The organism is Morganella sp. EGD-HP17 (assembly GCF_000512315.2).
Classification (GTDB): domain Bacteria; phylum Pseudomonadota; class Gammaproteobacteria; order Enterobacterales; family Enterobacteriaceae; genus Morganella; species Morganella morganii.
In genome coordinates this window covers 79,574-101,062 of record NZ_AZRH01000001.1, presented here as the reverse complement: position 1 = coordinate 101,062, position 21,489 = coordinate 79,574, and the positions used below count along the sequence as shown (strand labels likewise).

Annotated in this window: 17 protein-coding genes and 1 other RNA gene; 8 read left to right on the top strand and 10 right to left on the bottom strand. The window is 53.7% G+C overall.

The features are described 5' to 3' along the window. Positions 1-15: 15 nt before the first annotated feature. An RNA gene (gene rnpB, locus X965_RS02400) (RNase P RNA component class A) lies at positions 16-387 on the bottom strand. Between the two features lie 76 nt (positions 388-463). Beyond that, the gene (gene rsmI / locus X965_RS00470; protein WP_036412939.1) at positions 464-1,336 is read right to left on the bottom strand and encodes a 16S rRNA (cytidine(1402)-2'-O)-methyltransferase; all 873 of its coding nucleotides are present in this window, start codon (positions 1,334-1,336) and stop codon (positions 464-466) included. A 60-nt stretch (positions 1,337-1,396) separates the two neighbouring features. Between rsmI and X965_RS00465 the strand changes: the two genes are divergently transcribed. The 4 genes from X965_RS00465 to dolP all read left to right on the top strand — a co-directional run bounded on the left by X965_RS00465 (position 1,397) and on the right by dolP (position 4,788). Continuing rightward, positions 1,397-3,151: a penicillin-binding protein activator gene (locus X965_RS00465; protein WP_004236361.1), complete on the top strand. Its 1,755-nt coding sequence runs from the start codon at positions 1,397-1,399 to the stop codon at positions 3,149-3,151. A 67-nt stretch (positions 3,152-3,218) separates the two neighbouring features. Next, positions 3,219-3,581, top strand: a complete 363-nt coding sequence (locus X965_RS00460) for a YraN family protein (RefSeq protein WP_004236359.1) — start codon at positions 3,219-3,221, stop codon at positions 3,579-3,581. 34 nt (positions 3,582-3,615) lie between these two features. Then, positions 3,616-4,206 carry a DnaA initiator-associating protein DiaA gene (diaA, locus tag X965_RS00455; protein ID WP_004240488.1) on the top strand — a complete coding sequence of 197 codons (591 nt, stop codon included), beginning with the start codon at positions 3,616-3,618 and terminating at the stop codon, positions 4,204-4,206. 9 nt (positions 4,207-4,215) lie between these two features. Then, a complete protein-coding gene (gene dolP / locus X965_RS00450; protein WP_004236357.1) occupies positions 4,216-4,788 on the top strand; it encodes a division/outer membrane stress-associated lipid-binding lipoprotein in 573 nt (190 codons plus the stop codon). Positions 4,789-5,025: 237 nt separating this feature from the next. On the opposite strand, the gene mtgA is transcribed toward dolP, so the two are convergent. From mtgA to arcB, 3 genes are all read right to left on the bottom strand, one after another. After that, positions 5,026-5,748: a monofunctional biosynthetic peptidoglycan transglycosylase gene (gene mtgA / locus X965_RS00445; RefSeq protein WP_036416578.1), complete on the bottom strand. Its 723-nt coding sequence runs from the start codon at positions 5,746-5,748 to the stop codon at positions 5,026-5,028. A 6-nt stretch (positions 5,749-5,754) separates the two neighbouring features. Further along, the gene (gene elbB / locus X965_RS00440; protein ID WP_004236355.1) at positions 5,755-6,405 is read right to left on the bottom strand and encodes an isoprenoid biosynthesis glyoxalase ElbB; all 651 of its coding nucleotides are present in this window, start codon (positions 6,403-6,405) and stop codon (positions 5,755-5,757) included. Positions 6,406-6,646: 241 nt separating this feature from the next. Next, complete coding sequence (gene arcB / locus X965_RS00435; protein WP_371257979.1) at positions 6,647-8,935, bottom strand: aerobic respiration two-component sensor histidine kinase ArcB; 2,289 nt, start codon at positions 8,933-8,935, stop codon at positions 6,647-6,649. A gap of 661 nt (positions 8,936-9,596) precedes the next feature. Here arcB and gltB point away from each other — a divergent pair. Together gltB and X965_RS00425 are read left to right on the top strand one after the other, a co-directional pair. After that, positions 9,597-14,054: a glutamate synthase large subunit gene (gene gltB / locus X965_RS00430; protein ID WP_036416577.1), complete on the top strand. Its 4,458-nt coding sequence runs from the start codon at positions 9,597-9,599 to the stop codon at positions 14,052-14,054. Positions 14,055-14,065: 11 nt separating this feature from the next. After that, complete coding sequence (locus X965_RS00425; RefSeq protein ID WP_036416575.1) at positions 14,066-15,484, top strand: FAD-dependent oxidoreductase; 1,419 nt, start codon at positions 14,066-14,068, stop codon at positions 15,482-15,484. Positions 15,485-15,560: 76 nt separating this feature from the next. Here X965_RS00425 and sspB read toward each other — a convergent pair whose 3' ends face one another. The 5 genes from sspB to zapE all read right to left on the bottom strand — a co-directional run bounded on the left by sspB (position 15,561) and on the right by zapE (position 19,259). Further along, on the bottom strand, positions 15,561-16,049 hold the full coding sequence (sspB, locus tag X965_RS00420) for a ClpXP protease specificity-enhancing factor (protein ID WP_004240493.1): 489 nt from the start codon (positions 16,047-16,049) through the stop codon (positions 15,561-15,563). 6 nt (positions 16,050-16,055) lie between these two features. Continuing rightward, complete coding sequence (gene sspA / locus X965_RS00415) at positions 16,056-16,706, bottom strand: stringent starvation protein SspA (RefSeq protein ID WP_004236347.1); 651 nt, start codon at positions 16,704-16,706, stop codon at positions 16,056-16,058. A gap of 347 nt (positions 16,707-17,053) precedes the next feature. Beyond that, a complete protein-coding gene (gene rpsI / locus X965_RS00410; protein WP_015422974.1) occupies positions 17,054-17,446 on the bottom strand; it encodes a 30S ribosomal protein S9 in 393 nt (130 codons plus the stop codon). A gap of 15 nt (positions 17,447-17,461) precedes the next feature. Next, entirely contained in the window at positions 17,462-17,890 is a 429-nt protein-coding gene (gene rplM / locus X965_RS00405; RefSeq protein ID WP_004236344.1) for a 50S ribosomal protein L13, read from the bottom strand. 241 nt (positions 17,891-18,131) lie between these two features. After that, complete coding sequence (gene zapE, locus X965_RS00400) at positions 18,132-19,259, bottom strand: cell division protein ZapE (RefSeq protein ID WP_036416573.1); 1,128 nt, start codon at positions 19,257-19,259, stop codon at positions 18,132-18,134. A gap of 184 nt (positions 19,260-19,443) precedes the next feature. Between zapE and zapG the strand changes: the two genes are divergently transcribed. Together zapG and degQ are read left to right on the top strand one after the other, a co-directional pair. Further along, positions 19,444-19,848, top strand: a complete 405-nt coding sequence (gene zapG / locus X965_RS00395) for a Z-ring associated protein ZapG (RefSeq protein WP_004236342.1) — start codon at positions 19,444-19,446, stop codon at positions 19,846-19,848. Positions 19,849-20,082: 234 nt separating this feature from the next. Further along, positions 20,083-21,477, top strand: a complete 1,395-nt coding sequence (degQ, locus tag X965_RS00390) for a serine endoprotease DegQ (RefSeq protein ID WP_004236340.1) — start codon at positions 20,083-20,085, stop codon at positions 21,475-21,477. Positions 21,478-21,489 lie beyond the last annotated feature (12 nt).

Genomic DNA, 21,489 nt, shown 5'->3' with positions numbered 1-21,489 from the left:
CGCGGGGTTGTGATAGTGAGGAGTCAGCCGTTAAGCCGGGTTCTGTCGTGGACAATCATTCCTCTGGGCCAGCACTCACGCACTGGCTCAAGCAGCCTACCCGGGTTCAGTGCGGGCCGCACCATATGAACCCCTATTTGGCCTTGCTCCGGGTGGAGTTTACCGTGCCACGGACTGTTACCAGCCGCGCGGTGCGCTCTTACCGCACCCTTTCACCCTTACCTGTGCCCTTACGGGCCATCGGCGGTTTGCTCTCTGTTGCACTGGTCGTAGGCTCGCGCCTCCCAGACGTTATCTGGCACCCTGCCCTGTGGAGCCCGGACTTTCCTCCCCTTTACCCGTCTCCCGGAGGGACTACGATAAAGCAGCGATTGCCTGGCTGACTCCGCTGCGGATTATAAGCAGCTTTCCCGCTGATGTACAGAATAACTCCGCTCCGGAAGAGCGGATGGCGGAAAAGGCATCACTCTGCGGCAGAATCCCCGTCCAGGGTGTAACGGTAAAGAGCATTTTTCTTCACGCCGTACAGTTCCGCCACCACCGCAGCCGCTTTTTTCGGCGGCAGTTCTTTCTGCACAATCGCCAGTGCACGCAGAATTTCCGGGCTGAATTCCTCATCCTGCACCGGCTTAGCACCTTCCGCAATCAGTACCATCTCCCCTTTGCGGCGGTTTTCGTCTTCCTTAATCCAGGCCAGCAGTTCCCCGACCGGTTTCCCCTGAATGGATTCCCAGGTTTTGGTCAGCTCCCGCGCCAGCACCACATAACGGTCTTCCCCCCAGACGGTGACCATATCGGCCAGTGTATCCAGAATGCGGTGGGTGGATTCATAAAAAATCAGCGTGCGCGGTTCATCGGCCAGCGTCCGCAGTGTGTCCTGCCGGCTTTTGGTTTTGGCCGGCAGAAATCCCTCGTAACAAAAACGGTCAGAGGGCAGACCGGCAGCACTCAGCGCGGTGACAGCCGCACAGGCACCGGGCAGCGGGATCACAGTAAGCCCCGCATCACGGGCGCGGCGGACCAGATGGTAACCGGGATCGTTAATTAAAGGTGTACCTGCATCGGACACTAATGCGATACTGATCCCGGACTGTAATTTGGTAATTAATTGATCTGCTTTATACTGTTCATTATGATCATGCAGCGCAAACAACCGGTTATTAATACCGAAGTGCGAAAGTAATAAGCCGGTATGCCGGGTATCTTCCGCTGCAATCAGATCGACATTCGTGAGCACCTCAAGAGCACGTGCTGTGATGTCATTCAGATTACCGATCGGTGTCGGCACAACATAAAGTGTCGCTGCCGCAACCACGGCTTGATTAGGTTGATTCATTGTTTCGTCCAGATGATCACATTAGAATTGAGCTTTCAGAAAACTATAACCGGGTACAGTATGTTTTCCTTAACTTTATCGCGTTACCGCAGGCAATTACTTTGTACCGCACTCTTTTCCACGCTGGTTCTCTCAGGCTGTACACTTGAGAACCGGCATGCGGGCACAGCCGGCAAAGGCCAGCCGGAAACACAGGTTCAGCAATATCAGAAGATTATTGATGCAGCCGCCGGAAAGCCGTCCGTTGACGCAATCCGTGCTTATATCGCTCAGGAGCCGCTGCTCACTGATCCGGATGCACATCAGCAGAATATTGATGAAACCTGGCTGATGCTAACACGTTTTACCCCCGAAGAGCGCAATAACATTCAGGTTAACGCTGATGAAAGCGTCTTACAGGGCTGGGTTGATCTGCTTATTCTGTATCAGAACAACCAGCAGGATCTGAAAGCGCTTTCCGCCGCACTGGGTGACTGGCAAATCCGTTACCCGGATAACCCGGCCGCCAAATCCCTGCCGCAGGACCTTATCCAGACCCTGAGCAGCACCTACGGCCAGACCGGTAAAAATGCCCGCGTTGCCCTGTTCCTGCCGCTGAGCGGCCAGGCGAAACTGATGGGTGATGCTATCCGTCAGGGCTTTACTGATGCACAAAACGGCGCGGTATACAGTACCGGTTACCGGGTTGCTGATATTCCGGCCGCACAGCCGGTCAGCGCCGTTCCGGCACAGACCACCCTCAGCCCGGCAGATCCGGATAAAGATATCACCGCACCGGATGAAGCAAACGGTGCACCGTCAAATGACAGCACCGCAGACGGCGCAACCGCCGCAAGTCCGGTATCTGCCCCGCAGGTACTGCCGTACAGCGGCGAGTCCCGCACTGTCACTGACGTGAAAATCTATGATACCGACAGCAAACCGCTGGCAACTCTGCTGGCGCAGGCACAGGCTGACGGCATGGACCTGATTGTCGGGCCGCTGCTCAAAGGGGATGTGGCCACACTGGCAACCGCAAACACCCCGCTGAACATTCTGGCGCTCAATGAATTAGATACACCAATCGCCCGTCCGAATGTCTGCTACTTCTCACTTTCACCGGAAGATGAAGCCCGCAACGCCGCACAGTTTATCCGTCAGGATAACAAAACCGCGCCGCTGGTACTGACACCGGATAACAGCTTCGGCCGCCGGATCGCACAAAGCTTTGCCGATGAGTGGCAGAAAAATGGTGGTGGTTTGGTACTGCATCAGACCTTCTCCGGCAATCCGGGCAGTTCACTTTCACTGACCGGCGTGCCGGTGCAGCCATCCTCATCAGCGGCAGCGCAGCCGGACGGTACCGTGGTACAGCCGCAGCCTGTCAGCGGCGGTGTGGACTCTGTCTATATTATCGCCACCTCTGATCAGCTGATTTACATCAAACCGGCGCTGGAATTTGCCACCAGTGCGCGCGGACGCCCGGCGTTTTATGCCAGCTCCCGCAGCAATAAAGCCGGAACCGGCAAAGATTTTCAGTTTGAAATGGAAGGGCTGAAACTGACAGATATCCCGCTGATTGCGGGCGGTAATCCGCAGTTACTGAGTCAGGCAGCCGGGAAATTCGGCAACGACTATACCCGTGTCCGCCTCTATGCGATGGGCATGGATGCATGGCGTCTGGCGAATCAGTTCGGTGATATGCAGCGTCATACTCTGCGCATGAATGGCGCCAGCGGAGACATCACTGTCACTGATAACTGCACCGTTTACCGTCACCTGCCGTGGCTGGAGTTTAAGCAGGGTAATCTTGCCCCGCTGGGTGCCGCAAACTAGTCTTTGTCTGAATTTTACAGGTGACAGGATGTCACCTTTATATTGCTGATATACAGGGAACGTATTTATGCTTACATGGCTGACAGGCCGTCGTCATGAACAATTTGCCCGGCGCTGGCTGGAACAGCAGGGACTGACATTTGTTGCGCAGAATGTCCGTTTCCGCCGGGGCGAAATTGATTTAATTATGCGGGACAGCGGCACCTGGGTGTTTACCGAGGTCCGCTACCGCCGCAATGCACACTATGGCGGAGCGGCTGCCAGTGTCACAAAAACCAAACAGCGCCGCTTACTTTATGCGGCTTCCTGCTGGTTATCTCAGCAACAGCTGAGTATGCTGACCTGTGACTGCCGTTTTGACATTTGCGCCATAACCGGTGACCATATCGACTGGCTGAAAAATGCCTTTGGTCACGCCGACTTTTGTTAATGTCGTTATCCGTTGCTGATAGCAGGACTTATACGTGTTAGACAGAATTAAACAGTGTTTTACTGAAAGTATTCAGACGCAGATTGCAGCCGCAGAAGCCCTGCCGGATGCTATTTCCCGGGCGGCCATGATGATGGTTCAGTCGCTGCTCAACGGCAATAAAATCCTCTGCTGCGGTAACGGCGGGTCGGCGGCGACAGCTTCGCGCTTCGCCACCAGTATGATCCACCGGTTTGAAACCGAACGCCCGAGCCTGCCCGCACTGGCACTGAATACGGATAATGTGGTGATGACCGCAATCGCCGCCAACCGGCAGCAGGATGAAATTTATGCCAAGCAGGTCCGCGCCATCGGCCAGACCGGTGATGTGCTGCTGGCGATATCCACACACGGCAACAGCCGCAATATTATCAAAGCGGTTGAAGCTGCGGTGACCCGTGATATGACCATTGTGGCCCTGACCGGCTACGACGGCGGGGAGCTGGCTGGTCTGCTGGGTCCGCGTGATGCGGAAATCCGCGTACCCTCACAGCACAGTGTCCGCATACAGGAAGTGCATATGCTGACGGTGAATTGTTTATGTGATTTAATCGACAATACCCTTTTCCCCCACCAGGAAGACTAAGGAGATATTATGAGAATTGTGCCCGTGGCAGCACTAATCTGCAGCGCGTTACTGTTACAGGGATGTATCGGCGCAGCACTTGTCGGATCTGCGGCAGTTGCGACCAAAGCCGCATCAGACCCCCGTTCTGTCGGCACACAGGTCGATGACGGCACACTGGAAGCCCGTGTCAGCGGCCAGCTCAATAAAGATAAAGATATCAAACAGCAGCGGATTATTCCGGTGGCTTATCAGGGGAAAGTCCTGCTGATTGGTCAGGCGGAAGATCTCTCTCTGGCTCGGCGGGCAAAAGAGATTGCCGCCAAAGTGGACGGTACCGAACTGGTGTATAACGAAGTCCGCCAGGGAACACCGATTGATTTGGGGACTGCCTCCAAAGACGCCTGGATTACGACAAAAGTCCGTTCTAAGCTGCTGACCAGTGATGCGGTAAAATCCGCGAATATCAAGGTAATCACTGAAAACGGTGAGATTTTCCTGTTAGGGGTGGTTACCCGTCAGGAAGGGGCTGCCGCGGCGAAAGTAGCCAGTGAAACGGATGGCGCGAAAAAAGTCACCACCGCCTTTACCTGGCTGAATTAATTCCGTCTGCTTTCGGAAACCGATAAGAAACCTGACTTAATGTCAGGTTTTTTTATGCCCGTGCCGGATGCCTGCTTTCTGCTCATCCGCCTGAATGCAGATAAAATGCAGGATATATCAATAAATAACAAATAATAAGAATATTATACCAAAACAGTCTGAGCTGCGGTCATTATTATATTTACTTATCATTTTTGTAAAAAAACAAATCAGTAAGATAAATTCATTATACTGCGGCTAATTATCAGCCAGATTATTTTTCTTCAGGAACGTTGTTCCGCCCAGCAACTGCATCTGATGCAATATCCATTGCTGACGCTGGCGGAGATACGCGGAAGGTTTATCCGCATGCAACCGGTGGGGATTCGGCAGCACGGCAGCCAGTAATGCAGCCTCAGCCGCCGTCAGATTTTTCGCGCTTTTGCCAAAAAAGTGCTGCGCCGCCGCTTCGGCACCGAAAATTCCCGGCCCGAACTCCGCGATATTGAGATACACCGTCAGGATCCGTGACTTTGACCAGACCAGCTCAATACCGGGCGTCAGCAGCGTTTCCAGCCCTTTTCGTACCCAGCTGCGGCCATCCCACAGAAACAGGTTCTTGACCGTCTGCTGGCTCAGTGTGGATGCACCGCGTGCCGCCCTGCCTTTCTTACCGCTTTTTGACAGTGCGTCGGAGATAGCACCAAAGTCAAAACCGTGGTGGTGCGGGAAATTCTGATCCTCAGACGCAATCACCGCCAGCTTCATCTGCGGGGAAATAGCGTCTTCACCCGCCCATGTACTGTGAGCGACATAAGAAAAATTGAATGTTGACCATGCCGAAAGCTGCCTTTCCAGCATCACCATAGAGTAAGGGACAGGGAGGAACGCGAACAAAATTATCATTGTTACCCATAACAACATAACAAAAACAACTATTTTTCGCAGAAACCGCAATATCCTCCCCATCATTTCCCTCATTCTTTATCAGGCCATTCCGAGCACTTTCTTCACGAGTTTATCAATCCCGATCTGTGCCTGTGCGATATTCTCAGCCAGCATATAGGCTGGGGTTGTCACGATTTTATGGGTTTCATCTACGACGATATTATCCACCGTGCAATTGACATGTACGCCGCCCATTTCCGCGATCGCCGCCGCAATATCAGAATCATTGCCAATGGTAAGTTGTACTGATGAATTAACGATTTTCGGGATCATCACCGGTGCAATACACATAAATCCCATCGGTTTGCCCTGAGATAACATCCCACGCGTCAATAATAAAAAATATTTATCTATTTCGCAGTCAGCACCTTTTACGGCAAAATCGCACAGATTTTTTGCCGCACCGAAACCGCCCGGAACAATCAGTGCATCCAGCTGTGACGCATCCGCTTCGGCCAGCGGACGGATTTCTCCGCGTGAAATCCGTGCTGACTCTTCCAGCATATTGCGCTTTTCTGATTTTTCCTCACCGGAAAGATGATTGATAACAGTGCGTTGAGGTTCATCCGGTGCAAAAAAATACACCTGTGCGCCGGATTGGGTTAAACTGAGCAGCGAAAGAACGGATTCATGGATTTCACTACCGTCGAAAACACCGCATCCGCTTAAAACGATACCAACAGATTTCATATCTGACTCCTTTTGTAGTAGATTAATGCTTAACCCTTTAGAGGTGCAAACACCAATCTTCATCACAGTTTTTAATGAATCTTGTAACAAAAATACTTATCTTTGCTATGTTGAAGCCTGTATGATGTAAGAGCCTATTTCATCACTCGCCTAAATAACGATAAATAGTTGTCGCGGGTGAACCAGTTTCCCTGGTGTTGGCGCAGTATTCGCGCACCCCAACCTCGGTTGGGGTTATTTTTTACCTGCGATTTGCCAGCCAGTTTCTTAAAATTCCCACCTGACTTTCCCAATCGTGATTCAGTTCATCGACCCACTCCTGCACGTTATCGTCCCATGCCGGTAATTCCGGTGACTGAATCTGCTGTGCAACCTGCCGCAGATGGATAAGCCCGACTGACCCGGCGGCGCCTTTGATTTTATGTCCCTCTTCCGCAATGCCTTTGCGGTCTTTCGCCACCATGTTGGAATTGAGGATCGCCAGATAGCCCGGCATCATTTTTTCAAACACATCCAGGCTGTCTTCAATCAGTTTCGGTCCCACCAGTTCGATGTACTGATTCAGCATCTCCAGATCCAGTGACTGCGCATACACGTCCTCAGACGCCGCTGAGCCGCTTTCCTCCGCAGGCAGTGCCTCACTACCGTCTCCCCAGAATTTCGCTATCATCTGCGTCAGAGCGCCCACAGCGAGAGGTTTGCTCAGCACGTCATCCATACCGGCGTCCAGATACTCTTTTTTATCCTTCAGCACATTGGCGGTCAGTGCCACCAGCGGCGGTAAATCATCCGCCTGATAACGCTGATGCAGCTCACGGGCGATATCCAGTCCGCTCATATCCGGCAGCTGAATATCCAGCAGCACAAGGTCGTACTCCTCCGGCGAGAACATCGCCAGCGCGTCACGGCCGTTCATCGCGACATCCACCGTATTACCCAGTTTTTCCAGGACAGAGCGCGCCACCACCACATTCAGCTCGATATCTTCCACCAGCAGGATATTCAGGGCCGGCAGCAGCAGACCGTCATCGTCCTCCTCCTCCGGAGCCTCCTGGGCCGGTGCGCAGACCGACAGCGTGAAGCAGGAGCCTTTGCCCGGCTCACTGGTCACGGTGATATCACCGCCCATTGCCTGTGCCAGACGGCGGGAGACCGCCAGGCCGATACCGGTACCGGTGGCAGGGCGTCCGCCCGCGCTGTCCGTTACCTGGTAATACATGGCGAAGATTTTTTCCAGCTCATCCTTCGGAATGCCGATACCGGAATCCCGCACCTCAAAGCAGAGCATATCATTGGCTTCACGCCACACTTTCACCGTGATACCGCCTTCGCGGGTGAACTTCACGCCGTTGCCGATAAGATTCCACAGGATCTGGCGCAGACGGGTGCCATCCGCCATGATCACAGACGGTACCGGCTGGATCAGGTCGAGGGTGAACTGCAGCCCTTTCGGCTGCACCAGCAGGCCGGACAGGTTTTCCAGATCAGAAATAAATTCGGTGAAATTGACCGGCTGGGTATCGAGGCGGACATTGCGCCGCTCCAGTTTGTCCATCTCAATCACGTCATTGAAGATATTGCCGAGGGTGACGGCGCTGACATGAATGGTTTTCAGGTAGTTTTCCTGTTCCGGATTGAGATCCGTATCCAGCAGAATGCGGCTCAGCCCGACAATCCCGTTCAGTGGCGTACGCAGTTCGTGACTGATGGTGGAGATAAAGGTGGTTTTCTCACGGCTGGCGTTTTCAATCGCTTCCTGATAACGCTTGCGCTCAGTGATATCACGACCAAAGCCCATCAGGCCGTGGCGTTTGCCGACACTGTCATAGAACGGTACTTTGCGCAGCTCAAAGCAGGCTTTGCGTCCGTCCGGGTAGACCAGCCACTGCTCATAGGTGAGCGAAACATTATGACGGAACACTTTTTCATCCGTTTCCATCACCTTATCAGCGATTTCCGGTTCATAAATATCGCGCGGGGTCAGGCCGCGCAGCAGTTTTTCACTGCGGCCGGTAAGCAGTTCCATCGCGCGGTTACAGCCGGAAAACTCATTTTTCTCATTGCGGTAATACACCAGGTCCGGCGAAGCATCAAGGAAGGAGCGCAGCAGGACAGATTGCTGTTCAAATTCGAGCTGGGTCTGTTCGCGGCGGCTGATCTCTTTCTTCAGTTTATCCAGCAGAACAACCTGTTCATCCTCAACTTTTTCGCGCTCGGTAATCTCCTGATTCAGTTGGGTAATGTTCTCTTTCAGCTGTTCATTGAGTTCGAGATCCCGCTTGCGCATCACTTCCAGTTTACTGACCAGTCTGGACAGGCGCTGGCGGGATTCCTCCAGCTGTTCAACCACCACAGACATAAAATAGACCGCCCACGGCGTGATCAGCAGGCCGAAGAAGACAGAGCGCACCAGGTCAATGCTCTGTACTTCCCCCTGAAGCAGCATGGTGACAGCAATCTGCACCACCATCGCCAGCACCACCAGTCCCGATGCCAGCAATAACGAAAACCGGACCAGGCCCAGTTTCATCAGTAAATCAACATAATATTGTGCTAAACCGCGTAGCAATTTCATACCTGCTCCACCCGCTGAATGAGGGTTAGTATCATAACGTAAAATTGGCGGATCACAGCGTTTCCGGCGCGGATTAAGTAAAAAATCAAATCAGCCGGCGTTACAGGCATCCTCAGCCGGATAATATGGCCGGATTACCACCCGGTACTGTTTTTTTATCTGAATAAAATTAAAAACACGACATTTATCTGCAAATTAGCAGAAACAGAGCAGATAAAATCAGGTTATAAATAAAAATGCCCATGCTGCGCGGTAATAACCCGCAAAAAACAGTGATGTACATCACACAAAAAATCGGTACTCCGGTTGCGGAAACAGCGGATTAAAATCCTGAAAATAGTTTTTTTTCATTAAATTATCGCAAAAACCATGCTCACATACTGTCAGTTACCTGATATTTGACCGTCACCGTATTTCCCGGTAAGTTGAAAAACGACGTTCCGGATCACCTGTGGTCAGCACCGATATAATAATTATTCGCTTGCCGGTCGCGGCACAAACACACATCACAATACCCTTTGCTGAGATATCTGTCGTCAGCAGGGCTGACTGAGGCCCGGAAACAGCTTTGCCGCAGAAATGCGGCCTAATGTGAGACATGCAAAAGGGGCCACTTATGCTTTATAACCCGTCACAGGATAAGGACAACTGCGGTTTCGGCCTGATTGCCCACCTCGAAGGACAACCCAGCCACAAAGTCGTGCGTACTGCCATCAGCGGGCTGGCGCGGATGCAGCACCGCGGTGCGATCCTCGCCGACGGCAAAACCGGGGACGGCTGCGGTTTGTTATTACAAAAACCCGATCGCTTCTTTCAGATGATTGCTGCGGAGAATGAATGGCGGCTGGCGCGTAATTATGCAGTCGGGATGCTGTTTCTCAGTCAGGATCCGGTCATTGCACAAGCCTGCCGCGATATTATCGAAGAAGAGCTGGCGGACGAAACACTGTTTATCGCAGGCTGGCGTAAAGTGCCGGTCAGACCGGAGATCCTCGGCGAAATCGCCCTCGCCGGTATGCCGCAGATTGAGCAGGTCTTTATCAATGCTCCCGCAGGCTGGCGGGCACGGGATCTGGAACGCCGCCTGTTTATGGCGCGCCGCCGGATTGAAAAGCGCATCAGCGACCCGGATTTTTATGTCTGCAGCCTGTCCAATCTGGTGACGATTTATAAAGGGCTGTGCATGGCCGCCGATCTGCCGCGTTTTTATCCGGATCTGGCCGATTTAAGAATGGAATCCGCTATCTGCCTGTTTCACCAGCGTTTTTCAACCAATACCGTTCCACGCTGGCCGCTGGCACAGCCCTTCCGCTATCTCGCCCATAACGGCGAAATCAACACTATCACCGGTAACCGCGAGTGGGCCCGTGCCCGTGCTTATAAATTCCGCACACCGCTGATCCCGGATCTCATCACCGCCGCCCCGTTTGTTAATGAAACCGGTTCGGATTCCAGCTCGCTGGATAATATGCTGGAACTGTTTCTCAACGGCGGGATGGATCTGGTGCGTGCCATGCGGCTGCTGGTGCCGCCTGCCTGGCAGAATCACCCGGATATGGATGATGATCTGCGCGCCTTTTTTGATTTTAACTCCATGCATATGGAGCCGTGGGACGGCCCGGCCGGAATTGTTATCTCTGACGGGCGCTATGCCGCCTGTAACCTCGACCGCAACGGGCTGCGCCCTGCCCGTTATGTCATTACCACAGACAAACTGATCACCTGCGCCTCTGAGATCGGTATCTGGGATTATCAGCCGGATGAAGTCACTGAAAAAGGCCGTGTCGGGCCGGGCGAACTGCTGGTGATTGATACACAGGAAGGCCGTATCCTGCATACCCGCGAGACCGATAACGATCTCAAAACCCGTCATCCGTACAAGGCGTGGCTGGAGAAAAATGTTGTGCGGCTCACGCCGTATCAGGATCTGATGAATAAAACACCGCCGCAGCGCGCCTTCGGTGATGCACAACTGGCGGTGTATCAGAAACAGTTCGGGTACACCCTGGAAGAGCTGGAGCAGGTTCTGCGGGTGCTGGGGGAAAACGGCCAGGAAGCGGTAGGCTCAATGGGGGATGATACCCCGTTTGCGGTACTCTCCGCCCGCCCGCGCCTGATTTATGACTATTTCCGCCAGCAGTTTGCCCAGGTAACCAACCCGCCGGTCGATCCGCTGCGGGAAGCCCATGTTATGTCGCTCGCCACCAGCATCGGCCGGGAAATGAATGTCTTCTGCGAAGCGGAAGGCCAGGCACACCGGCTGAGTATGGCCTCACCGGTGCTGATGCACACGGATTTCGAACAATTACTGAGCCGTGATCCGGATTATTACCGTGCAGAACATCTGTCACTCTGTTTTGATCCGCGGGAAACCACACTGGAACAGGCGATCCGCACCCTGTGTGATAATGCGGAAGCCGCTGTCCGCGCCGGTACTGTACTGGTGGTACTGAGTGACCGGCAGATTTCCCCGGACACCCTGCCGATCCCGGCACCGATGGCGGTAGGCGCGGTACAGCAACGGCTGGTCAGCCAGAGCCTGCGCTGTGACGCCAATATCATCGCCGAAACCGCCGGTGCCCGTGACCCGCATCATTTTGCTGTGCTGCTCGGATTCGGTGCCACCGCCATTTACCCTTATCTTGCCTGTGAATCCCTGCTGAAACTGTGCAGTGATAACGTCCTCACGCACTCACCGGCACAGGTATTGCTCAACTACCGCAACGGTATCAACAAAGGACTGTATAAAATCATGTCCAAAATGGGGATCTCTGCTGTCTCCTCCTACCGCTGTGCCAAACTGTTTGAAGCAGTCGGCCTGAGTGATTCTGTGGCAGAGCTCTGCTTCCGGGGTGTACCGAACCGGATCGGCGGCGCGGATTTCAGTGATTTTCAGCAGGATCTGCATAATCTGTCCCGCCTCGCCTGGCTGCCGCGCAAACCACTCGATGCGGGCGGTTTGCTGAAATACATTCATAACAGTGAATATCATGCTTATAACCCGGATGTGATCGCAACATTGCAAAAAGCGGTTCACAGCGGACATTATGCGGATTATCAGCATTATGCTGCCCTGGTAAACGGTCGTCCGGCGGCTATGCTGCGCGATTTGCTGGCACTGCGCACGGACACGCACCCCATCAGCATTGATGAAACTGAATCGGCGGAATCCCTGTTTTCCCGCTTTGATACCGCCGCCATGTCTATCGGTGCCCTCAGCCCGGAAGCCCATGAGGCACTGGCTGTCGCCATGAACCGGCTCGGCGGCAGCTCCAATTCCGGCGAAGGCGGAGAAGACCCGGCGCGGTTCGGCACAGAAAAAAACTCTAAAATCAAACAGGTGGCCTCCGGCCGCTTTGGTGTGACACCGGGGTATCTGCGCAGCGCGCGGGTTATCCAGATCAAAGTGGCACAGGGCGCAAAACCCGGCGAAGGCGGCCAGTTGCCGGGAGATAAAGTCACGCCGTATATCGCCTCGCTGCGCTATTCGGTGCCCGGCGTCACCCTGATTTCCCCGCCGCCGCACCATGATATTTACTCTATCGAAGACCTGGCACAGCTGATTTTCGATCTCAAACAGGTCAATCCGGAAGCACTGATTTCCGTCAAACTGGTCTCTGAACCGGGCGTCGGCACCATTGCCACCGGTGTGGCCAAAGCCTATGCCGATTTCATCACCATTTCGGGGTATGACGGCGGCACCGGCGCCAGTCCGCTCACCTCTGTCAAATACGCGGGTACCCCGTGGGAGCTGGGGCTGGCAGAAGCCCAGCAGGCACTGGTGAGCAACGGTCTGCGCCATAAAATCCGCTTACAGACAGACGGCGGACTGAAAACCGGACTGGATATCATCAAAGCCGCCATTCTTGGTGCGGAGAGCTTTGGTTTCGGTACCGGCCCGATGGTCGCCCTCGGCTGCAAATATCTGCGCATCTGCCACCTGAATAACTGCGCCACCGGCGTGGCAACCCAGGATGAAACGCTGCGCCGCGATCACTATCACGGCCTGCCGGAGCGGGTAATGAACTATTTCCGCTTTATTGCACAGGAAACCCGTGAGCTGATGGCGCAACTGGGGGTGAGAAAACTGACCGATCTTATCGGCCGCACTGATTTGCTGGTCAGAATTGAAGGCACCACTGCCCGGCAGCAGAAACTGGATCTGTCCGATTTACTGGTCTCTCCGGTACCGCATGAAGGTGCGGCACTGTTCTGCTCTCAAACTAACCCGCCGTTTGATAAGGGGGAACTGAACCGCCGCATCCTGGAAGATACCCGGACCTGTGTGCAGACACAGCAATCCCGTGCCTTTTATTATGATATCCGCAATACCGACCGCTCAGTGGGGGCTGCGCTCTCCGGCTTTGTGGCAGAATTGTACGGCAACAGCGGGATCGCCGCCTCGCCGCTGAAACTGCATTTTACCGGCACCGCCGGGCAGAGTTTCGGGGTCTGGAATGCCGCCGGGATTGAACTGACGCTCACGGGCGATGCCAACGACTATGTCGGTAAAGGCATGGCGGGCGGGCAGATTGTTCTGCATCCGCATCCGGGTTCTGCCTTTGCCGCTCACGACACCACAATTGCCGGAAATACCTGTCTGTATGGTGCCACCGGCGGCAAACTCTACGCCGCAGGCCGTGCCGGAGAGCGCTTTGCTGTCCGTAACTCCGGCGCACTCGCGGTGGTCGAAGGCGTCGGTGATAACGGCTGTGAATATATGACCGGCGGGATTGTCTGTGTGCTCGGCAAAACCGGAATTAACTTCGCGGCCGGGATGACCGGCGGATTCGCTTATCTCTATGATGAGGACGGCACCGCCGCCGGACGTGTCAATCCTGAAATGGCGGAAACCCGCGATATCAGCGGGCTGCCGGTTCTGCAGGAACATTTGCGCGGCATGCTGGAAGACCACCGCCGCCTGACCGGTTCCGCCAGAGCAGACGCACTTCTCAGAGATTGGACAGAGCAGGCCGGGCGGTTTATCCTCGTCAAGCCGAAATCTGCGGATATTTATGCACTTGCCGGGGTAACCCGCCACGCAGACACTGAATTACGGATCCGGGCACAGTAAGGGGAATCAAGATGAGCCGCAATGTTTATCAGTTTATTGAATTACAGCGTACGGATCCGCAAAAGCTGCCGCTGGCACTCCGTAAAACCGAATTTATCGAGATTTATGAGCCGTTTTCGCCGCCGCAGGTGAAAGAGCAGGCGACCCGCTGCCTCGGCTGTGGTAATCCGTACTGTGAATGGAAATGCCCGGTACATAACTATATCCCCAACTGGCTGCGGCTGGCGGAGGAAGGCCGGATTATTGAGGCCGCAGAGCTGTCACACCAGACCAACAGCCTGCCGGAAGTGTGCGGCCGGGTGTGTCCGCAGGATCGGTTGTGCGAAGGTGCCTGTACCCTGCATGACGAGTTTGGCGCGGTCACCATCGGCAATATTGAACGTTACATCACCGATAAAGCCTTTGAAATGGGCTGGAAACCGGATCTCTCCGCTGTCCGTCCGACCGGAAGAAAGGTCGCGGTGATTGGCGCCGGTCCTGCCGGGCTGGCCTGTGCCGATGTGCTGATCCGCAACGGCGTAACCCCGGTGGTGTTTGATAAACACCCGGAAATCGGCGGGCTTCTCACCTTCGGTATTCCGTCGTTTAAGCTGGAAAAATCCATTATGCAGCGCCGCCGTGAGCTGTTCACAGAGATGGGCGTGGAGTTTCAGCTGAATACCGAGATCGGAAAAGAGATCACGCTCAGTGAGTTACAGCAGAATTATGATGCCGTCTTTATTGGTGCGGGCACCTATCAGTCGATGGGCGGCGGGCTGAAAAATGAAGATGCCGCCGGGGTGTACAGCGCCCTGCCGTATCTGATCGGCAATACCCGTCAGGTGATGGGGTTGCCGGATGATGATTCCGCTCCGTTTATTGACCTGAAGAATAAACGCGTCGTGGTACTCGGCGGCGGAGATACGGCAATGGATTGCCTGCGGACCGCCATCCGTCAGAGTGCTGCGGAAGTAACCTGTGTGTACCGCCGGGATGAGGAGAACATGCCGGGTTCGCGCCGGGAGGTGAAAAATGCCAAAGAGGAAGGGGTTAATTTCCGTTTTAACTGTCAGCCATCCGCCATTGAAACCGATGCAACGGGTAACGCCTGTGGTGTCCGCGTATTAACCACCCGGTTGGGTGATGCGGACAGCAGCGGCCGCCGTCAGATTGAAACGGATGATAATTCCGCTTTTATTATTGATGCCGATGCGGTCATTATTGCTTTCGGTTTCCGGCCGCACGCGATGCCGTGGCTGGACGCTCTCAGTGTCACACGGGATCAGCAGGGCAGGATCAGCGCCCCGGCACAGGCAACTTATCCGTTTGAAACCTCTGTCAGCGGTATTTTCGCCGGCGGGGATGTGGTACGCGGCTCGGATCTGGTGGTTACCGCCATTGCCGAAGGCCGCCGGGCGGCAGAAAGTATTCTCGATTATCTGCACGTATGAGCAGAGTAATTACCTGATCATGCTGCCTTAAATGCAAAAAAGACCGCTTTCGCGGTCTTTTTTATTTATCGGTCTGTTACTTCACGACACGTAAGTTCGGACGGCCACGCGGTGGTTTCGGCGGCTCCGGGTCATCCCCGTCGGTGCTTTCTTCCGCCGGTTTTACCGGTTCGTCGTGGATCAGGGTGATGTTATCCACTGCCGGAGTCAGAATATCTTCTTCTTCCGCAGCCTCATAAGCCACTTCCGGCTCAAACATCATCCCGGCACCGTTTTCACGGGCGTAGACCGCAATAATGGCAGCCATCGGCACATCCACCTGGCGCGGAACACCGCCGAAACGGGCATTAAAACCGACCCACTCGTTGGTCATTTCCAGATTACCCACAGCGCGCGGTGCAATATTCAGGACAATCTGACCATCCTGAGCATACTCCATCGGCACATTCACACCGGGGGTGTTCACATCCACCACCAGATGGGGTGTCAGTTCATTATCCAGTAACCATTCATAGTGCGCCCGCAGCAGATAAGGGCGGCGCGGTGTTAATTCCTGAATATCCATCAGCGGTTAACCCCGTGACTGTAAACGCATCTCACGCTCAGCTTCCGTCAGGGAAGCCAGGAAAGAGTCACGCTCAAACACGCGCTGCATGTAGAACTGCAGGTGTTTGGTATCAGAAGACGGACGTGCGGACAGGTCGATACCCAGTACCGGCAGACGCCATAACAGCGGAGACAGATAGCAGTCCACCAGGCTGAATTCTTCATTCATGAAATACGCGTATTCTTTGAATACCGGCGAGACAGCAACCAGCTCTTCCGTTAACTGTTTGCGGGCCTGGTTCGCTTCCTGGGCAGAGCCCTTTTCAATTTTATTCATCAGCGAGTACCAGTCCTGCTCGATGCGGTGCATCATCACACGGCTCTGCGCACGCATCACCGGGTAAACAGGCATCAGCGGCGGATGCGGGAAACGCTCATCAAGGTATTCCATGATAATACGTGAATCATATAAGGTCAGCTCGCGATCCACGAGTGTCGGTACCGTCTGGTATGGGTTCAGATCGATCAGGTCTTGTGGCAGATTGCCTGCTTCGACATGCTCAATTTCAAAACTTACCCCTTTTTCCGCCAGTACAATCCGTACCTGGTGGCTGAAAATATCGGTCGGGCCGGAGAACAGAGTCATTACCGAACGTTTGTTGGCAGCGACAGCCATGAAAACCTCCAAGTTTATCAAAATAAAGGAATGAACAGCGCACTACGCCATTCCTACCTGTAATCTCTCACTGAATCCGGGAAAGAAAACCACAGCGCGCCAATCCGGGCGCGCGGCAGTGTGTTCAGGGGCGAGAAAAATGTTTGTGCCAGTTTACCAGATTTTGCTCAACTTAGGGTGAGTCAGGGCAAAAAATCATTCAAAAACACTAAAAATGGGGGTTAACAGGGACAGATTCATGAAATAAACATGAAATTACAGGTTATGTCGGGATAATTTGCGGCAGTTATACGGTTATAAAAAAACCCGCCGATGGCGGGTTTTTTGTATTCCAACGAAACCAGTGATTAACGTTTGGAGAACTGTGGACGGCGACGTGCTTTGCGCAGACCCACTTTTTTACGTTCAACTTCACGTGCATCACGCGTTACGAAGCCTGCTTTACGCAGCTCAGAACGCAGAGATTCGTCGTACGCCATCAGAGCACGGGTGATACCGTGACGGATTGCGCCTGCCTGACCAGAGATACCACCACCTTTAACAGTGATGTACAGGTCCAGTTTTTCTAACATTTCAACCAGTTCCAGCGGCTGGCGAACTACCATGCGTGCTGTTTCGCGGCCGAAATAGTTTTCGAGGCTGCGTTGGTTGATGACGATGTTACCACTACCCGGCTTAATAAAGACACGAGCGGATGAACTTTTGCGGCGACCAGTGCCGTAGTATTGATTTTCAGCCATTGCCTATAATCCCGATTAAATGTCCAGAACTTGCGGTTGCTGTGCCGCGTGATTGTGCTCGTTACCTGCGTAAACTTTCAGTTTACGGTACATTGCACGACCCAGAGGGCCTTTCGGCAACATGCCTTTCACAGCGATTTCAATAACGCGCTCAGGATGGCGTGCGATCATCTCTTCGAAGGTCGCTTGCTTAATACCACCAACGTAGCCAGTGTGGCGATAGTACACTTTGTCTGTACGCTTGTTGCCGGTTACAGCAACTTTTTCTGCGTTCAGAACGATGATGTAATCACCGGTGTCAACGTGAGGAGTATATTCCGCTTTGTGCTTACCGCGCAGACGGCGGGCTAATTCAGTTGCAAGGCGGCCTAAAGTTTTGCCGGTTGCATCAACAACGAACCAGTCGCGTTGTACGCTTTCTGGTTTAGCTGTAAAAGTTTTCATTAAAGCTTACCCAATAAATAAGTTACATGTTGGTGAACCAATGTTCAGAAACTGAGGCTCACACGACGCTTGTCCAGTAAACCTACCCCTTCGAGCAGAATCATCTGGCGCTAGTTGCAGTCTTCTTTGGGAAATAAAGAAAACAGCTGTAACGTGGGGTCGCAAGATTATAGAGAAGTCCCTGCAAAAAATCGACCCCAAATTAAAAAAATTTCCCCGAAACCCTTTTCAGGCGCGCGCATTATACCAGATGCGGCAGTTTCAGGTACTCCTCACTTTGCATTTCCTGCAGCCGGGAGAGGCATCTGGCGAACTCAAAGGACAATAACTGCCCCTGATAAAGAGAATCCATCCCGCTCTGCGCCTGAATAATCAGTTTTACTTTCCGCTCATAAAACTCATCCACCAGCGCCAGAAAACGCCGCGCCGCATTCTCATTTTCCGTGGTCAGCACCGGAACCTCATACAAAAGCACGGTGTGATAGATTTTCGACAGCGCAATATAGTCGAGCTGGCTGCGCGCATCCTCACACAGTGTCCGGAAAGTCACCGCCAGCACACCATCCGTTTCCCGCACCACCGGCAGCTGACGGTGATTGATGGTCAGCGCCGCCTGACCGGCTTTCTGTCCGCCGGTCAGCCGGGAGAACATGCTGTCCATTGCCGCTGACGTTTCCGCATCCGCCGGGGTCAGCCACAGATGGGCCTGAGTCAGCGTGCGCAGACGGTAATCAATCCCCGCATCCACATTCAGCACATCACAGTATTTTTTGATCTGATCAATGGCCGGCAGAAACCGGGCGCGCTGTAATCCGTTACGGTACAGATCATCCGGCGGGATATTGGAGGTCGCCACCAGCGCGATACCGCGCTGAAACAGGGCTTCCAGCAGAGTGCCGAGGATCATGGCATCCGTGATATCGGCGACAAAAAACTCATCGAAACAGAGAACATCCGTTTCCTGTGCAAAGCCGTCGGCAATGTTCTCCAGCGGATTTTCATGTCCCTGAATCGCCGTCAGTTCCTCATGCACCCGCAGCATAAAGCGGTGGAAATGCAGCCGCAGCTTACGCGGCCCGGGCAGGCTGTCATAAAACAGATCCATCAGCCAGGTCTTGCCGCGCCCGACCCCGCCCCACATATAAATACCCTGCACCGGCGGACAACTCACCGGCGCGGGGGCTTTTTTCAGCCAGCGGTTCAGGGTGCCGCGCAGCCCTTTTTCCGGCTCAGGGGAGCATGGTGTGCGCATCAGGAGCGCCTGATGCATCTCTGTCAGCCGGTCAACGGTACGCCGCTGCACGTCGTCCGGCGCAAATCCGCTGCCGTTCAGTGCCTGCTGATACAACTCACGCGGTGTTGTGCTCATAAACGGTAATCCCTTAATATTATCAGAGGTTTTTATTGAGATTTTTATGATGTAGCGGCGGGTATTATACCCGGAAATCCGGGATAATGCCGGAAAGCCTTACCTTCACTATTCCCCCCGGACAGCAAATCCGGTTATAGTGACAACAGATTCTAACGCGCATGATGCACTTAAAGGAGTAGCCATGATTTGGGTATATGCACTCATCGGATTAGCAGTTGGTTTAATCATTGGTGCGCTGGCCGTTCGTCTGGGCAGTTCTAAGTTCAGAGAGCAGGAAGCCATGAAACGGGACCTGGAAAAAAACAAGGCCGAACTGGAAGAGTACCGCAAAGAGCTGGTCAGCCACTTTGCCCGCAGTGCAGAACTGCTGGATAATATGGCGAAAGATTACCGCCAGTTATATCAGCACATGGCGAAAAGTTCATCAGAACTTATGCCGGAACTGTCCGCACAGGATAATCCGTTCAGCTACCGCCTGACGGAAGCTGAAGCCGATAATGACCAGGCGCCGGTAAAAATGCCGCCGCGTGATTATTCAGACGGCTCATCCGGCCTGTTCCGTCCCGTCGAAAATAAAGAAAGCTAATCATTGAAACCGCAGGCGACTGCGGTTTTTTTTCGCCTGAATTCAGCCGCTTAATACAGTCTTCCAAACCATTCCCCTCACTAATCTTCAGTTCACGTAAAGCCTTGTAAAGGTTGTTTTATTTCCGTTGAATGAGGAACTTTTACACACACATAGAGTCATAGGAGTATCTGCGTATGCTGCGGCTTCTCATGCCTGCAGATTCAGCTTATTAATTGATGAGACACAAAACGAATGATGAATAAAAAGAAAAAAAACCTGCTCAGTGCTGTTGCCATCAGCCTCGGGTTATCCCTCGCGGCGCTGCCTGCGGTATCAAATGCGGCCTTACCGGCCAAAATGGCCACCGGCGAATCTCTGCCGAGCCTGGCACCGATGCTGGAAAAAGTGCTGCCCGCTGTGGTCAGCGTGGAAGTTTCCGGTACCGCCGTTGCCCGCCAGCAGGTACCGGAAGAGTTTAAATTCTTCTTCGGCCCGAATATGCCATCACAGCAGGAAAGTGTCCGCCCGTTCCAGGGACAGGGTTCCGGTGTCATTATTGATGCACAGAAAGGCTATATTCTGACCAATAACCACGTTATTCAGAATGCGGATAAAATTCAGATCCAGCTCAATGATGGCCGCAAATATGACGCGACCTTAATCGGCCGTGATCCGCAGACCGATATTGCCCTGTTACAGGTGAAAAATGCCCCGAATCTGACCGCCATCACCCTGGCGGATTCCGATAAACTGCGCGTCGGTGATTTCACCGTTGCTGTCGGGAACCCGTTTGGTCTGGGTCAGACCGCGACCTCCGGGATTATATCAGCATTAGGCCGCAGCGGTCTGAATGTGGAAGGGCTGGAAAACTTTATCCAGACCGATGCCTCCATCAACCGGGGTAACTCCGGCGGTGCGCTGGTCAATCTCAACGGTGAACTGATCGGTATCAACACCGCGATTCTGGCACCGGGCGGCGGTAATATCGGGATCGGCTTTGCTATCCCGAGTAACATGGCCAAAGACCTGACCTCACAGCTGATTGCCACCGGTGAAGTCAAACGCGGCTCCCTCGGCATCCGCGGTGCTGAAATGAACGCAGATATCGCCAAGGCAATGAGTGTGGAAGCTCAGCGCGGGGCGTTTGTCAGTGAAGTGATCCCGAAATCCGCCGCTGCCAAAGCGGGGATTAAGTCCGGTGACGTGCTGGTCTCAGTTGACGGCAAACGCGTCAGCAGCTTTGCGGAACTGAGAGCCAAAATCGGTACCACCGCACCGGGTAAAGAAGTGAAAATCGGTCTGCTGCGCAAAGGCAAACCGCTGGAAGTCAGCGTGATCCTGGATGACAGCGAAGGCCAGACCACCAAAGCGGAAAACCTGACCACTCTGCTTCAGGGCGCAACCCTGAGCAACGGCAGTAATAAAGAGGGTAATAAAGGCGTGAATATTGACGCGGTACAGAAAGATTCTCCGGCGGCCATGTCCGGCCTTCAGCCGGGAGACCTGATTATCGGCGTCAACAACCAGCGTGTGATGACCATTGTTGAACTGCGCAAAATTATCGACGGCAAGCCAAGCGTGCTGGCACTGAATATTTTACGCGGCGACGACAATATTTATCTGCTGCTGAATAATGCCGGCCGCTGATACATTTTTGCT